This is a genomic window from Nonomuraea purpurea (assembly GCF_042650645.1).
GTDB classification, from domain to species: domain Bacteria; phylum Actinomycetota; class Actinomycetes; order Streptosporangiales; family Streptosporangiaceae; genus Nonomuraea; species Nonomuraea purpurea.
This window is the reverse complement of the sequence record NZ_JBHSBI010000026.1, coordinates 149,361-162,679: the sequence shown is the minus strand read 5'-3', so window position 1 is coordinate 162,679 and position 13,319 is coordinate 149,361. Positions and strand designations below refer to the sequence as shown.

At 68.5% G+C, this 13,319-nt stretch carries 16 protein-coding genes; 6 read left to right on the top strand and 10 right to left on the bottom strand.

Features of this window, described 5'->3' with window-relative positions; genetic code table 11:
* Nucleotides 1–73: 73 nt before the first annotated feature.
* The 5 genes from ACFOY2_RS39150 to ACFOY2_RS39130 all read right to left on the bottom strand — a co-directional run bounded on the left by ACFOY2_RS39150 (nt 74) and on the right by ACFOY2_RS39130 (nt 4,497).
* Complete coding sequence (locus ACFOY2_RS39150; RefSeq protein WP_379533170.1) at nt 74–2,143, bottom strand: WD40 repeat domain-containing serine/threonine protein kinase; 2,070 nt, start codon at nt 2,141–2,143, stop codon at nt 74–76.
* 78 nt (nt 2,144–2,221) lie between these two features.
* Nucleotides 2,222–3,220: a CU044_5270 family protein gene (locus tag ACFOY2_RS39145; protein ID WP_379533169.1), complete on the bottom strand. Its 999-nt coding sequence runs from the start codon at nt 3,218–3,220 to the stop codon at nt 2,222–2,224.
* Nucleotides 3,213–3,803 (bottom strand): RNA polymerase sigma factor, encoded by a 591-nt coding sequence (locus ACFOY2_RS39140; protein WP_379533168.1) that lies wholly within the window; start codon nt 3,801–3,803, stop codon nt 3,213–3,215. The genes ACFOY2_RS39145 and ACFOY2_RS39140 overlap by 8 nt, the downstream gene beginning before the upstream one ends.
* Nucleotides 3,804–3,871: 68 nt before the next feature.
* The gene (locus ACFOY2_RS39135; protein WP_379533167.1) at nt 3,872–4,000 is read right to left on the bottom strand and encodes a hypothetical protein; all 129 of its coding nucleotides are present in this window, start codon (nt 3,998–4,000) and stop codon (nt 3,872–3,874) included.
* A gap of 209 nt (nt 4,001–4,209) precedes the next feature.
* The gene (locus ACFOY2_RS39130; protein WP_379533166.1) at nt 4,210–4,497 is read right to left on the bottom strand and encodes a hypothetical protein; all 288 of its coding nucleotides are present in this window, start codon (nt 4,495–4,497) and stop codon (nt 4,210–4,212) included.
* A gap of 365 nt (nt 4,498–4,862) precedes the next feature.
* On the opposite strand from ACFOY2_RS39130, the gene ACFOY2_RS39125 reads away from it, so the two are divergent.
* Together ACFOY2_RS39125 and ACFOY2_RS39120 are read left to right on the top strand one after the other, a co-directional pair.
* Complete coding sequence (locus ACFOY2_RS39125; RefSeq protein ID WP_379533165.1) at nt 4,863–5,375, top strand: hypothetical protein; 513 nt, start codon at nt 4,863–4,865, stop codon at nt 5,373–5,375.
* A gap of 110 nt (nt 5,376–5,485) precedes the next feature.
* Entirely contained in the window at nt 5,486–5,764 is a 279-nt protein-coding gene (locus ACFOY2_RS39120) for an alpha/beta fold hydrolase (RefSeq protein WP_379533164.1), read from the top strand.
* 16 nt (nt 5,765–5,780) lie between these two features.
* On the opposite strand, the gene ACFOY2_RS39115 is transcribed toward ACFOY2_RS39120, so the two are convergent.
* Nucleotides 5,781–6,452, bottom strand: coding sequence for a hypothetical protein (locus ACFOY2_RS39115; protein ID WP_379533163.1), 672 nt, complete (start codon nt 6,450–6,452; stop codon nt 5,781–5,783).
* Nucleotides 6,453–6,555: 103 nt separating this feature from the next.
* On the opposite strand from ACFOY2_RS39115, the gene ACFOY2_RS39110 reads away from it, so the two are divergent.
* Together ACFOY2_RS39110 and ACFOY2_RS39105 are read left to right on the top strand one after the other, a co-directional pair.
* Complete coding sequence (locus ACFOY2_RS39110; RefSeq protein WP_379533162.1) at nt 6,556–7,677, top strand: sensor histidine kinase; 1,122 nt, start codon at nt 6,556–6,558, stop codon at nt 7,675–7,677.
* Complete coding sequence (locus ACFOY2_RS39105; RefSeq protein ID WP_379533161.1) at nt 7,674–8,324, top strand: response regulator; 651 nt, start codon at nt 7,674–7,676, stop codon at nt 8,322–8,324. Before ACFOY2_RS39110 ends, ACFOY2_RS39105 begins: the two co-directional genes overlap by 4 nt.
* A 5-nt stretch (nt 8,325–8,329) precedes the next feature.
* Here the strand turns inward: ACFOY2_RS39105 and ACFOY2_RS39100 are convergent, their stop codons facing one another.
* Together ACFOY2_RS39100 and ACFOY2_RS39095 are read right to left on the bottom strand one after the other, a co-directional pair.
* Complete coding sequence (locus ACFOY2_RS39100; protein WP_379533160.1) at nt 8,330–8,896, bottom strand: YciI family protein; 567 nt, start codon at nt 8,894–8,896, stop codon at nt 8,330–8,332.
* Between the two features lie 65 nt (nt 8,897–8,961).
* The gene (locus ACFOY2_RS39095; protein WP_379533159.1) at nt 8,962–9,897 is read right to left on the bottom strand and encodes a CPBP family intramembrane glutamic endopeptidase; all 936 of its coding nucleotides are present in this window, start codon (nt 9,895–9,897) and stop codon (nt 8,962–8,964) included.
* 56 nt (nt 9,898–9,953) lie between these two features.
* On the opposite strand from ACFOY2_RS39095, the gene ACFOY2_RS39090 reads away from it, so the two are divergent.
* Nucleotides 9,954–10,820: a TetR/AcrR family transcriptional regulator gene (locus tag ACFOY2_RS39090; RefSeq protein WP_379533158.1), complete on the top strand. Its 867-nt coding sequence runs from the start codon at nt 9,954–9,956 to the stop codon at nt 10,818–10,820.
* A 35-nt stretch (nt 10,821–10,855) separates the two neighbouring features.
* Here the strand turns inward: ACFOY2_RS39090 and ACFOY2_RS39085 are convergent, their stop codons facing one another.
* The gene (locus ACFOY2_RS39085; RefSeq protein ID WP_379533157.1) at nt 10,856–11,872 is read right to left on the bottom strand and encodes a hypothetical protein; all 1,017 of its coding nucleotides are present in this window, start codon (nt 11,870–11,872) and stop codon (nt 10,856–10,858) included.
* Between the two features lie 92 nt (nt 11,873–11,964).
* On the opposite strand from ACFOY2_RS39085, the gene ACFOY2_RS39080 reads away from it, so the two are divergent.
* On the top strand, nt 11,965–12,555 hold the full coding sequence (locus tag ACFOY2_RS39080) for a mycothiol-dependent nitroreductase Rv2466c family protein (RefSeq protein WP_379533156.1): 591 nt from the start codon (nt 11,965–11,967) through the stop codon (nt 12,553–12,555).
* 286 nt (nt 12,556–12,841) lie between these two features.
* Here the strand turns inward: ACFOY2_RS39080 and ACFOY2_RS39075 are convergent, their stop codons facing one another.
* The gene (locus tag ACFOY2_RS39075) at nt 12,842–13,288 is read right to left on the bottom strand and encodes a nuclear transport factor 2 family protein (protein ID WP_379533155.1); all 447 of its coding nucleotides are present in this window, start codon (nt 13,286–13,288) and stop codon (nt 12,842–12,844) included.
* Between the last annotated feature and the right edge of the window lie 31 nt (nt 13,289–13,319).

Below are 13,319 nucleotides of genomic sequence, written 5' to 3'. Positions count from 1 at the left end.
CAACCCACCGCACTCCAACTTGATCTCCTGGACCTCCTCGACATCGATCCACGAGACCTTCGCTGAAGATCACTCACGTGCGGAAAACGGGGCTAGCGGGGGTGGCCAGGGTTTTCCCGTCCGGGCTGAACGCCACCCCGTTGACCGCGTCGGAGTGACCAGTGACCGTAGCAGTCGATCGGCCGCTGCTGACGTCCCACAGGCGCACCGTCTTGTCGCTGCTGCCGCTGGCGAGGGTCGTACCGTCCGGGCTGAAGGCCAGAACGTTGACGGTGCCGGAGTGGTCGGTGAGGGTGGCGGTGGTGCGGCGCGTGGCGAGGTCCCACAGGCGCACCGTCTTGTCGTGTCCGGCGCTGGCCAGCGTCTTCCCATCCGGGCTGAACGCCACCGCGTTGACCTGGTTGGCGTGGCCGTGGAGGACGGCGGTGGAACTGCCGGTGGCGGCGTCCCGCAGGACCACCGCCTCTCCACTCGCGGTGGCGATGGTCCTCCCGTCCGGGCTGAACGCGAGCTGCTTGATCGCGGAGAGGTCTTTCAGCGTGAGGATCTTGCGGCCGGTGGCCACGTCCCACACCAGGATGAGCTCGTTCGATGCACTGGCGAGGGTTTTGCCGTCCGGGCTGAACGCCACCGACCAGATTGTGTCGGGGTGGCCACGACGCCTGGCGGTGGTGCGCGTGGCAAAATTCCACAGCCACACCGTATTGTCGGTGCCTGCGCCAGCCAGCAGGCTGCCATCTGGGCTGAAGGCGACGGAGAAGATCCGGTCGCTATCGCCACCAAGACGCAGCGTACTCCGCTCCTTCATGGCGGAGTTCCACAGCTCTACCCTGCCGCCCAAGATGCCGACAGCAAATTTCTTCCCGTCCGAGCTGAATGCCATACCGTAGCTCGTTCCGACCACGGCCCACACTGAGCCGCTGGGCTTGCCGGAGCCCGGCGTGCCTTCCTCGGACGTCTCGGACGCGTTCCTGATATAGACCGCCAGAGGGTACAAGCCCGCCACTACAGCCAGACTGACAAGACTGGAACTTAAGAGCCCGCGTCGCCCCACGAGGCGGCGGTCACGTTCCGTGGGACGGCTGGACGGCACGGGCCCCTCGTGTGCGTCTGCCGGGTTCACCCGTCCGGCAGGGAACCCGGTCCGCGTTCTCGTGGGGATGTCGGGAGCGACTGGTGGGGGCGCGTCCGTGGCGGTGGGCAGAACTGCCGGCTCCAAGGGCGGGGGCGGCTCGTCGACCGCGGCGGGATCAGCCGGTGTCGTGTGGCAGAGGGCGGCAAGCGCCCGCGCGGTGTTCTCCGCGGTGGCTCGCTGCCCGGGGTCCTTTCTGAGCAAGCCGGCAAGGACGGGTGCGAGGGCACCGGCTTGCAGGGCCTGCCGGGGCTCCCGAGTGAGAATGGCGACGCAGAGAGCCGTGAGCGTGTCCCCGGAAAAGGGAGGCTCGCCCTCGACGGCCGCATACAGGGTGACGCCGAGGGACCACAGGTCGGAGGCTGCGGTGGCCGGCTTGTTGTCGAGCTGTTCAGGCGCCAGAAAGGTCGGCGTCCCGACGATCATTCCAGTGCTGGTCAGCGCCATCGTCGCATCGGTCACACCGGCGATGCCGAAGTCGGTGAGGATGACTCGTCGGCCGGAGAGCAGGATGTTGTCCGGCTTCACATCCCGGTGCACGACACCGGCGGTGTGCGCGGTGTTCAAAGCGTCCAGGACGGACTCGCCGATCTCCGCCACTCTCCGCACTGGCAGCCGGCCGTGTTTCCGGATCTCCGTGGCCAGGGACCTTCCGGCGATGAGCTCCATCACGATCACGGGGGCGCCGTTGTGCTCCACCGCGTCATGGACGGTGATGATGCCGGGATGGTTGAGCCGAGCCGCTGCACGAGCCTCTCGCATGACGCGCCCGACCAGGGTCTCTCGCTGGTCGTCCGTCAGCCCCGTGGGGATGATGACTTCCTTGAGCGCTACATCGCGTCTCAAGGTTTCGTCCCAACCGCGCCACACGCGGCCCATCCCGCCCTGGCCAATGAGCTCAACCAGCCGGTATCGCCCGCCGATCAGCTCACGACTCGTCCCCGACACGATCGACACCGTATCGACCGGCGCACCAAGCTGACGAGCCCCATGGTCTATCAGCCTCCGCATCGCGTCATCCCAGGATCACCGTGAGGTCGAGCGTGCCCTGGTGACGGATGCGGAGGGCGTGGAAGCAGCGGGCGCCGTCTACTCCACGATCGGTGCGCTGTCGGCGACGCTCACCTTCAACTGCGCGCTCGACGACACCACGCTCCCCACCGGGGCATTGGCCAGCTTCGCGTCCACGACCACCCCCCGGCGGCCGAGATAGTCGTAGGTCTTTCGGTCGAAGATGTACTCCTCCCTGACCCCGAGGGGCGACACCATCGCCGCGGCTATGCCCTTGCGCCCCGCGGCGTCCTGCGCCTCCTTCACCGTCACCACCCCGGGAATCGTGGCAGCCGCGCGGAAGAGCGCTGCCCGCTGCGCAGCGGGCAGATAGGACTCCGCGAGCAGCGCGCCGACCCTGCCCCACACCTCGTGGTCCTGCAACCCGTCGAAGGACACCTGCGTGTAGAGGTGCCTGCGCATGCCCTCGGTATCGGTCGGCAGCTTGCTGACGTAGGCGTAGTCGCTGCGCAGGAACTCGGCGCGGTCATCGAAGTCAGCGGCCCGTTCAGGACGACTGGGCTTGCCCACCTGCTCCTTTTCCCACTGTGCCGGCGGCGGGAGCGTGTGCCCCGGATACGGCAGAGGCGCCAAGATCTCATTCTGCAGGAACGCCTTGACCGAACTGCCCTCGACCGGCTGCCAGAACGTGCGCCTGGCACGCGACAGCCAGATCTGCCCTTCCCCTTCGGCCGAGTTCATGGTCTCCGACTGGTAGACGAGGAACTGGCCGGGCCCGGGATGCAGCTCCGGACGACTGCCGGCGTGCTCGGCCGCCCGCGACAACACCTCCACGGCCGCGACCGTGCGGATCAGCGGCGGGGGCGGCGTCGGGGCGGGCTGATTCTGGACGAGGAACACCGCCACTCCCACCGCGGCCGCCAGACCTCCTGCCAATGCGGCGCGCAGTCCGAGGCGGCGAAAGTCGAGGCGGGCCGGCGCCGACATGCCGGCCATCAGGCGTTCCTCCTCGGCCCGCAGGTCCTCCTGCATGGGGACCTCGGAGCGGAAGTTGTTGAGCTGGGCCAGGTCATCCATGGCGAACCTCCTCGATGACGAGTGCTGTGGGGTCGGTCCCGCCCAGTTCCTCGCGGATCTTGGCACGGGCCCGGTTGACGCGTGAGCGGACCGTTCCGACGCGGATGCCGAGCGCCTCGGCGGCTTCGGCGTAGCTGAGGCCGCCCCAGGTCACCAGGAGCAGCACGTCACGGTGCCCGGCGGGCAGCGCGACAAGCGCGGCGGCCAGGCGCTGCTGTACGGCCTGGGCGCTCAGCCGCTCGTCGCTGCGCGGGGTGAAGGGTTCGGTGACCGGGTCCACACCGGTGCGGGCCAGGAGGTTCAGCTGTCTGGCCTCGGTGCGCTTGTGGCGGCCGATGAGGTTGGTTGCGATGCCGTACAACCAGGGCAGGGCGTTGGGCCTGGCCAGGTCGTACCGGCCGCGCTGGTGGAAGGCGGCGAGAAAGGTCTCCGCCACCACGTCCTCGGCGACGTCGAGTCCGAGGCGGCGGATGACGAATCTCTTGATCTCGGCCGCATGCCTGCGGAAGATCTCCCCGAATGCCTCGGGCTCCTGCCGGGACCGCGCGATGACCGCGGAATCGGCGGGGCTCGTTTCTGACATGCTCTGGCCTCTCGGCTCACGGATGGAACACCCCTACTTGCCCGCCCGCAGCCGACCGGTTCCCGCCATCAGATCCAGACCTGGCCCGAGAGAATTAGGAACCGGCGGCAATCCAGGCGTTCGTCCCACAACCGGGCGTTGGCCTCGGAGAGCGTGATGTCGGGGCCGGCATGGGAAAGGTCGGCGAGGGCGGTCATCCGGCCGCTGACCGGTCCGTCGAGGTCGTGGCGTTGGGGGGTGGAAGTCGCGGGACGTCACCAGCCCGAGGAGGCGGCCCGTGGCGGCCCGTCGTGGATGACCGCAGCGGTGCTGCCGATTTGGTGCGGCCTCGCCGGTCCGCCCCGGCAAGGACGTCCGCCACGTTGGCGCCGTTGACGGTGACCGTCTCCCTGCACCACAAGGACGGTCACTTCGCGGGCCGGATGCGAATGACGGCGGCTTTCTTGACGATGCCGACAACCTTCAGGTTCATTTTGTTGACGACTGCCTTCTCGCCCGTGGGACAGGTCAGATCCACATAAGCGGAGGCGTTCGCCGCGGGTCCTGTGATGGTGGCAGAACACCCACCGTCGCTGGAGAACTCGGACTGGGTCAACGGTGCGACCATCGTGACCGTCTTGCCGTCGATCGCCGTTACTTCGATCGGGCCGAGACCGAATCGGGCTGGTAGCGGCACCGTGACCCCGCGGGTCACTCGGATCTCGCAGGTTCCGTCCGCGCACGACCGCCGATTCTTACCGTCCGCCGGCACGGGCAGTGATGGCGTGGGCGAAGCAGCAGGAGTCGTGGGAGCGCTGGAGACAGTGGGAGCGGCGGAAGCCTTGGGCGGAGCCGAGGCCGACGCGGCGGTGTCGTTGGGGACCGACTCGTTCGCCGAGCATGCCGCGAGCACAGCGGTCACAGCCGCAGACAGCAGGACGCGAGCAAGCGGCCGGAAACGGGGAACTGACTGCGAATCAAGCATACGGATATCAAACCCAGGCCGTGGCGGGACCGGTCCCGCCACGAACGCAGCCGACGTGACTTGTGTCCCGGTTCGCCGTGCCTGACTGTTGAGGGATGAAGATCTTGATCGCCCTTGTCGCCGTGCTGCTGTTAGCCATCCTGAATGGCTGTGGTTTGGTGCGGACGCAGGAAGCCGGGACGTCGGCGTCGCCATCGGCCTTACTTCCTTGCCCGGAAGCCGCTGAGCCACCGATGCCCAGCCCTTGCGTGACGATGCCCTCCTGGGAGCAGAAGCACGCGGACAACGAGGCATACCGCCAGCGCGCCACGCTTTCTCCGGAGGTAGCTGCGGAGGCCGAGCCGGTGGCCGAGGCCCTGCGGGGCAAATTCGCTGACCTGCGCGAGCGGAACCTGCACGGTGAGGACCACGTCGCGAAAGCGGTCCGGGCGGTCGCCCCACCGGGAACGAACGTCATCATCAGGGCAGGAGGCGCTCGCTCCGCTGTGGTGTTCGCGATTGAATTGTCGGGAGGATGCCTGACCGGCTTCTACGACGAGCGTGAGTCGAAAGTGGAGGTAGGGGGCTACATCAACGACGGCGGTTGCCTGACAGCTCCTGGTCACTGACCCCGCGTCCACCAACATCGTGACCGTCCCGGCCGCGCCTCTTTGTGTGCGTCAAGAGCCAGGGGGCAAGAGTGTGCAGACGTGTCTTATCGGTTAGGTGGTAAAAGTGGATGGGAGAGGACGGCCAGCCGGCCTTCTACCGGCAGATCGCCGAGTACGACGAATCCTTCCTTGAGGAGAACGAGCGGCGGCTTGGAGACATCGACCTTCCTGTACGGATCCTGTGGGGCGAACAGGACACCTGGATCCCCACCAAGACCGCCGAACGCCTGCGGAGCCTGATCCCCGGGGCGCGTCTTTCGCTGATCGGCGGTGCGGGGCATCTGGTGCAGTACGACGCGCCGGTGGCGCTCATGGACGAGGTCCGCACCTGGCTCAGCACCGTGTGAGGGGCCGTGCCAGGAGTCATCGGCCCGCACTTCCTCGGGGCTCGCCTTCGGCTTGCGCCGCCCGGCCAGGACGCGACGGCCCGGCGTCCGCGTGAACGGGTGCCCTCCCCAGGGGGGCGAGGCCGACGAGGTTGAGCAGGGCGCTGAGCGGGAGGAGATCCCTCTCGACGACCACGGCTCCGACGCCGAGGGCGATGAGCGCCGGGCTCCACCACCCGATCCGCCCGGCAGCGGCCTGCATGGCGACCAGGGCGATCAGGCCGGCGTAGAAGAAGGTCGGCACCACGGCGTAGACCACGAGTTCCGCTCCGGGGACCTGCTGGACCTGGTCGAAGAGCCGCCCCATCTCCGCCTTGTCCGCGGCGAGGAACCCGACGACCAGGTCGATGACGAACTGGACGGCGCCAGCCGCCACACCGATCAGGCTGAACACCGCGATCGCGATGGCGGCCCGCCGGTTCGCCGCCCGGCGGGCGAGCTCGAGGACGAGCGGTACGAACAGCCCAAGGGCGGCGAGGAAGGCGAGGTGACCCGCCGTCCACGCGAGGCCGGGCCCGTGGCTGCCGTCGAGCCCGTCGAGCAGGCGGACGACGCCGTAGACCAGTGTGAGGAGTGGAGCCAGGACGAACGACTTGGCAGTGAGGTTCATGGCGACCAGGGTCGCGTCCCGGCCGTGAGATGTGATCACCGGCGCGGGGGATTCTCCCTCTCGGTCCCCAAGGCGAGTGTCGTCCAGGGAAGTCCCTCTCGCCGGTGATGTGCTCGGGGTACGGCTGTGGTTACTTGTCCATATGGCGCTTCTGGACAGACTCCGTGCGCTGCCGCCGGCCCTGGTGAACCTGGCGCTGACCGTCGGCGTGCTCGCCGCGCAGCTCGCGCCGTTCACGTCGGCCGACGGGGAGTGGCCGCTCGTGCTTCTGCTGCCCGTGCTGGCGGCCTCGCTGCCGCTCCTGCTGCGGCGCCGGTTTCCGATGACGGTGATGTTCGCCGTGCTGATCGCGGTCCCGTTCTACGACATCATCGGGAACGGGCCGGATCAGCCGATCTGGTACGGCTGGATAGTCGCCGTCTACACCGTCGCCTACCGGTCGCCGCCACCGCATCGGCTGGTGGCGATCGTGCTCACCGCGGTGGGGACGCTGTTCTTCGCGGGATCGGTGGACACCTACGTACGGACGCTGACGGCGTGGGTGGCGGCCTACGCTCTGGGGCGGGTGGCGGTCCTGACCCGGCAGCAGTCGCTGGCGCTGCGGGAGCGGGCGATGCGGCTCGAACGGGAGCGTGAGCTGGCCGGGGAGCGGGCGGCCCAGCAGGAGCGCGCCCGGATCGCCAGGGACATGCACGACATCCTGGCCCACGCGGTCAGCGTCATGGTGGTCCAGGCGGAGTCCGGCCCGCTCGCCGTCCGCACCCGGCCGGAGCGGGCGGAGGCGGCGTTCGACGCGATCGCCGCCAGCGGCAGAGACGCCATGGGACAGCTGCGCAGGATGCTCGGCCTGCTCAAGGAGACGCAGGGACCGCTCGACCCGCAGCCCACGCTGGACCGCGTCCCCGAGCTGGTGGACCGGATCGCCCAAGCAACCCTCGTCGAGACGGGTACGCGGCTCGACCTGTGCCACGACGCCGAGGTCGCCGCGTACCGCATCATCCAGGAGTCCCTCACCAACGTCGTCAAGCACGCCGGGGCCCGCTCGGCCGAGGTCCGTCTCACCTGGGAGGCGGAGGCCCTGCGCGTCACCGTAACCGACGACGGCCGCGGGCCTCGCGGCGGGGAGGGCGGCCAGGGGCTGATCGGCATCAGGGAGCGGGCCGCCGCGTGCGGCGGGACCGCCTCTTTCGGCCCCGCCCCTTCCGGCCGGGGCTTCCAGGTCTCGGTACGGCTCCCGCGCGGACTCGCGGAGGTCGCCGGATGACGATCGACGTGGTGGTCGCCGACGACCAGGAGCTGGTCCGCAGCGGATTCGCGCTGATCCTGGACACGCAGCCGGACATCTCCGTGGTCGCGGAGGCGGGCGACGGCTTCGCGGCGATCGAGGCTGTACGGACGCACCGACCCCAGGTGCTCCTCCTCGACATCCGGATGCCGGGAATGGATGGCATCGAGGCCGCGAGGGTGGTGTGCGGAGAAACGGACACACGTGTCCTCATGCTGACCACCTTCGACCAGGACGACTACGTTTACGACGCCCTCTGCGCCGGGGCGAGCGGCTTCCTGCTCAAGGACGTACGCAGGGACGACCTGGTGCGCGCCGTCCAGGTGGTAGCCGCCGGAGAGTCGCTGCTCGCACCGTCCGTGACGCGGCGGCTGATCGATGACATGGTGTCCAGGCTGCCGCGGAAGCGGCCGGCCGGGCTCGACCTCCTCACCGGCAGGGAGCGGGAGACGCTCGTGCTGCTCGGCCGCGGCCTGTCGAACGCGGAGATCGCCGCGGTGCTCGTCGTCAGCGAGCACACAGTGAAGACGCACGTCAGCAACGTCTTCGCCAAGCTGGGGGCCAGGGATCGGGTGCAGGCGGTTATCGCGGCATATGAGTCGGGCCTGATCCGGCCCGGCGGTTGAGGCATTTACCGCCGCCCGCCGAACGCCCAGTCGTGGACCTCGATGTCGGCGTACCGATCCAGGGTCAGGACGGCGCGTGCCGCGTCCGGGTCCGGCGCCCGGACCAGCAGCGCCGTACCCAGCCAGGTGGTGCCGTCGTCGGACAGCAGCGGCCCGTACGCGATCAGCTCGTCCCGGTCGGGCGGCGGGACGAGATCGGCGGCCTGCCCGGAGCCGAGGCCCAGCACCAGATACCGGTTGCCGCCATCTCGGCCGCCGGGGAAATCCCACATGGTGCGCCCCAGCACGTTGCGCCATCGGCGCAACATCACGTCCCGGTACACACCGGCCTGGTAGTTGGGCTCGTCGAAGACGAACGCACGCGCTGTGGCGAGATCTGGCAGGTCGACGATGTGCACACTGCCGGTGGCCGTGTCGCCGCCGCGGTCCAAGGTCGGGCCACGGGCGATCAGCTCCGCCGCGTACCGGTCCATGTAGGACCAGTGCTCTTCCCGCAGCTCGTGGCGCAGGGTCGCGGAGTCAGGCCGATCACGGTGATAACAGAAGAACTCCATGCCGAGAGTACTTACCATGAGCCTCGGCAACAGCCATCTGACGGGGGCTGTCCTGCCTTGGCCAGGTCGAAATGGACCCACAGTCACTCGACTCTCCAGTCCTCCTTGTCCGGTGGGTAGGCGAATGTCTGGGTGTCGGCCCAGCCCTGCCTGACGATCTGGTAGTTGTGTCCGGCCTCGCTGTCGCGGGCTGACGGCGTTGTTCTGGACCCACCTGAACCTGTACGGGCGCTTCGAGCTCGACATGATCCGAGAAACAGGATGCCCACGGCGGCCACGGCGGTAAGCGAAGAGGACATCAACGGGGCGACGGGGTCGTCATAATCCGGGATGTAGGCGGCGGTGACGTTGACCATCGCGTGCATCAGGATCGCCGCCGACACACCGCCGGTGGCATTGCGCAGGCCGACGATGATCACCCGGCCCGCGACCGTACCCAGGAACCAGCCCCCGATCCAGGCCGCGCCATGACCGGCCTGCAGGAGCGGGATCAAATGCCACACACCACAGAAGGCCCCAAGAAGCAGCCCGCCCCGAACCGTGCCGAACCGGCGTTGTATCGGATCGGAGGCGTAACCGGTCCAGCCCAGTTCTTCGCACGCGGCAGCCACCACCGCCGCGGCGAACAGCAACGGCAAGGCCGCCGACGATGTCGGAAGCACCGAACCGACTTCACCGGCGAGCCACCCGAAGGTCCACGAAAGAGCGCCGATCGCAGCAGGCAGCAACGCCGCGGCGACATACCAACGGACTCGTCCCGCGGGCCGATCGACGACGCGGGCCAGCAGGGCCGTGACGGCGGCCCGGCCGCCGTCACGGTAAGCCAGAATCGCGGCGGCCAGCACCGGCAGCACGAACATGGTCGCGCTCGCGGGCAGATCGATGGCGCCGATGCGGACGGTGGGAGATACGGCCCCCAGAACGTAGAACGGCACCGACAACGCGGTGACGAGCGCCAAGAACTGCACCGGGCGTTCGGTGTGGTCGCGTACGGAACTGTTGGGCTCCGGCACCTTCACGGGTTCACCACCACCTCTATTGGGACTCGATATCCCAAGTACCATAGACTACGAACGTGACTCGAGAGACACCGGAGAGCGGCCTGGCGCGACGCCGCAAGCGATTGTCCGACGAAGAGACCGCGCGGCGGATGCTCGCCGCCGCGGCCGCCACGGTCGAAGAAGCCGGGCTGACGGTGAGCCTGGACCACATAAGCTTCGAGGAGATCATTCGTGACGCAGGCGTCGCCCGCAGCGCCGTCTACCGTCGCTGGCCGTACAAGGACCTGTTCTTCAGCGACCTGCTACGCGAACTCGCCAAAGGCGCCAGCCCGGCCATCGCCGACGCCAATCCCGGCGCGCTGCAAGCGGCGGCCCGCACCGTACTCGCCCATCTCGGCTGGGCCCGCACACCAGGTCTGCGCCGCGCCCTGGCCGGAGAGGCGCTGCGGGAAGGCGCGCTCGGCGAGTTCCAGATCTTCCACCGATCATCGGCCTGGCGCACCTATTTCGCGCTGCAGGCCACCTTCCGCAGCCTGCCCGACGGCCATCTACGCGCTGAGGTCCAGCAGTCTCTCGCTGAGTCGGAACACTCCATGGTCGAAGACGTGGCAACCGCCTACGCCCAGGTTGCGAGACTGATCGGACTGCGCCCGCGTGCCGGCATCACCTTCGGGACAGTGGCCCGTCTGGCCATCGCCACATTGCGCGGGCTGATACTGATGGCGCCCAGCAACCCGGAAATCACCGCCCAGCGGTTCCAGGCCAATCCGTTCGGAGCACCCGAGCCCGCCGAATGGTCGGAGCCCGCGCTGGCGATCGCGACCGTGGTGCTCGGTCTCTTGGAAGCCGACCCCGAGGTCGAATGGACCGACGAACACGAGCGCTCGGTCACGGCCATTCTGCGTTCAGGGTGCCGGCGCCGCAAGATGCAACAGGATTGACACACGGGCTCTCACCCCTGCGTGAGGACTTCGAGTCACTCGACTCTCCAGTCCTCCTTGTCCGGTGGGTAGGCGAAGGTCTGGGTGTCGGCCCAGCCCTGCCTGATGATCTGGTAGTTGTGTGCGGCCTCGCTGGCGGTGTGGTCGGGGCCGATGTCGAGGGTGTCGGCGGTGGACCAGGCGTCGTTCAGTTTCTGCTCGACGACGTAGAGGAACTCGTTGAAGCCCAGGGACGAGGCCGTGAACGTGTTCACGATGGTGAGAGTGCGTTTTCCCGCCGTCAGGGTGCGGGGGATTTCTACGACCTGGTCTCGCCACTTGTGGATGCTGTCGCCGGGCAGGGGACGCCATACTCCGGCCGGGTCCCCGTTCACGGTGATGGTGGCGTGTTGCAGGGCGACGCCTGCGTCCAGGCGTCGGACCAGGCGTACTCCGGTGTTGGCGGGGTCGATGGTTACGGTGAAACGGCTTGAGCCGCCTCGGTCGAAGGCGCGTCCGTCGTCGGTGATGATGTGGCCCGGGGCCATTGGGCTGGCGAAATCGTTGGGTGTGCGGCGTCCCCATCGGTCCAGGAAGATGCTCAGGGCTGCGGTGGCTGTCAGGACGGCCAAGATGGCCGCCGCGATGGCTCGGCGCCGACCCCGACTGGGGGGTTCCGTCGTCAAGGGCAGCGCGGCTGTCGAGATTGCGGGTGGCTCGGGTCTGCGGTCCTTGTCCGTTTCGATGGACATGCGGGCGACCCGTGCCCGCTCCCACGCCCCCTCCCACGCCGGAAGCTGATCCGCGGGCACTCGGCAAGCCCGCAGGAAGGCCATCATCAGCGCCTTCTTGGGGAAGCGCCGACCGGCCAGCATGTCCGCGCACGTCGCGCGCGGCAGCCGGGCCCCACCCGCCCTGTCCGCCCGCGTCTCCAGCTCCCGCAGCGACGTGTCGGCCCGCGCGAACTGCTCGGCCAGCAACTTCACCAGGTCCTCGTGACAGGCCACCGACTCCAGCTCTTGCCGGGGATCCTCGCCACCGCCCAAGCCCTTGCCCTCCCTGCCCAGAGCCATTCAAGGATTACGACGAAGAGTGTACGAGCGATCACCATACGCGTCCGAGAAAGTCGTCCAGAATGGCGACCGACCGGGCGTACTCTTCCCAGATGACCATGGTGGCTGATTTCTGGTTCGACCCGTCCTGCCCGTACACGTGGCTGACGTCCCGGTGGCTGCGGGAGGTGCGGAAGGTGCGCCCGGTCGAGGTGCGCTGGCACGTGATGAGCCTGTCGGTCCTCAACGAGGGCCGCGACGACGATCCGGAGGGCGACCCCGAGGGCTACCTGTGGGTTCCGGTACGCGTGTGCGCCGCCGCCGAGCATCACCACGGGCAGCAGGCCCTGGAGCGGTTGTACACCGCGATGTGGACGGCCAGCGGGAGCGGCGACTGGATCGGGGACCTGCGTGCGGCGTTGTCGGCGGCCGAACTGCCCGCCGACCTGGCCGAGGCCGGGGCGTCCACGGACTATGACGACCTGGTACGCGCCTCGCACGCCGAGGGCATCGGCCTGATCGGCGACCACGTCGGCACCCCGATCATCGCCGCCGGCGGGACCGTGTTCTTCGGCCCGGTGGTGTCGCAGGTCCCCCAGGGCGAGGACGCCGGCCGCCTCTGGGACGGCACGCTCCTCGTGGCCGGCACCCCGGGCTTCCACGAGTTGAAGGGCAAGCCCCATGAGGAGCCCCGCCTCCACTGACCACTCTTTACATCGGACTCAACTCATGTGAAGATCACTGTGTTTTGTCCAGTTCAGAAAACATCTCTGTCAAGTGCCTCTCGGAGCGGTTGGCGGGATCAGCACCGCGTGGTCACCGGGCAGCCGACACCCAGTCGTGAAACCGCGTGCCCGGTGGGGTCCGCCACAGCCGACTGTCCTCGCCCGCTCCGGGCGCCGGCCCTCGCGGCGCCGGCATCCGCGTGAGGCAGGAGGTGCACGAGCGGGCGGGTGGAAGGGCGCGGCCTTCCACCCGCCGCACCCCCGCTCACCTGAGCGGCAGTTCTTCGGCGGTGCCGCGTGGGCCGAAGATGCGGCGTTCTGACTCCGTGATGGGCACGTCGTTGATGCTCGCCTCCCGCCGCCTCATCAGGCCCGCATCGTCGAACTCCCACTGTTCGTTGCCGTAGCTGCGCCACCACTGGCCGGAGGCGTCGCGGCACTCGTACTGGAAGCGCACCGCGATCCGGTTGCCCAGCACCGCCCACAGTTCCTTGCGCAGCGCGTAGTCCAGTTCCCTGTCCCATTTGCGGCGCAGGAACGCCCTGATCTCGTCGCGGCCGTTCAGGAACTCGTGGCGGTTGCGCCAGACCGAGTCCTCCGTGTAGGCGAGCGCGACGCGGTCGGGGTCGCAGGTGTTCCAGGCGTCCTCGGCGGCCTGCACCTTGATACGGGCGCTCTCCTCGGTGAACGGCGGGACGGGCGGGCGGGACATGGTCGCCTCCAACGATTAGCTTGGAGAACGA

Excerpts from the sequence above, each read along its gene's own strand:
- ACFOY2_RS39150 (WP_379533170.1), bottom strand. The coding sequence starts at position 2,143 with ATGCGGAGGCTGATAGACCATGGGGCTCGTCAGCTTGGTGCGCCGGTC.
- ACFOY2_RS39145 (WP_379533169.1), bottom strand. The coding sequence starts at position 3,220 with ATGGATGACCTGGCCCAGCTCAACAACTTCCGCTCCGAGGTCCCCATG.
- ACFOY2_RS39140 (WP_379533168.1), bottom strand. The coding sequence starts at position 3,803 with ATGTCAGAAACGAGCCCCGCCGATTCCGCGGTCATCGCGCGGTCCCGG.
- ACFOY2_RS39135 (WP_379533167.1), bottom strand. The coding sequence starts at position 4,000 with ATGACCGCCCTCGCCGACCTTTCCCATGCCGGCCCCGACATCACGCTC.
- ACFOY2_RS39125 (WP_379533165.1), top strand. The coding sequence starts at position 4,863 with ATGAAGATCTTGATCGCCCTTGTCGCCGTGCTGCTGTTAGCCATCCTG.
- ACFOY2_RS39120 (WP_379533164.1), top strand. The coding sequence starts at position 5,486 with ATGGGAGAGGACGGCCAGCCGGCCTTCTACCGGCAGATCGCCGAGTAC.
- ACFOY2_RS39110 (WP_379533162.1), top strand. The coding sequence starts at position 6,556 with ATGGCGCTTCTGGACAGACTCCGTGCGCTGCCGCCGGCCCTGGTGAAC.
- ACFOY2_RS39105 (WP_379533161.1), top strand. The coding sequence starts at position 7,674 with ATGACGATCGACGTGGTGGTCGCCGACGACCAGGAGCTGGTCCGCAGC.
- ACFOY2_RS39100 (WP_379533160.1), bottom strand. The coding sequence starts at position 8,896 with ATGGTAAGTACTCTCGGCATGGAGTTCTTCTGTTATCACCGTGATCGG.
- ACFOY2_RS39085 (WP_379533157.1), bottom strand. The coding sequence starts at position 11,872 with ATGGCTCTGGGCAGGGAGGGCAAGGGCTTGGGCGGTGGCGAGGATCCC.
- ACFOY2_RS39080 (WP_379533156.1), top strand. The coding sequence starts at position 11,965 with ATGACCATGGTGGCTGATTTCTGGTTCGACCCGTCCTGCCCGTACACG.
- ACFOY2_RS39075 (WP_379533155.1), bottom strand. The coding sequence starts at position 13,288 with ATGTCCCGCCCGCCCGTCCCGCCGTTCACCGAGGAGAGCGCCCGTATC.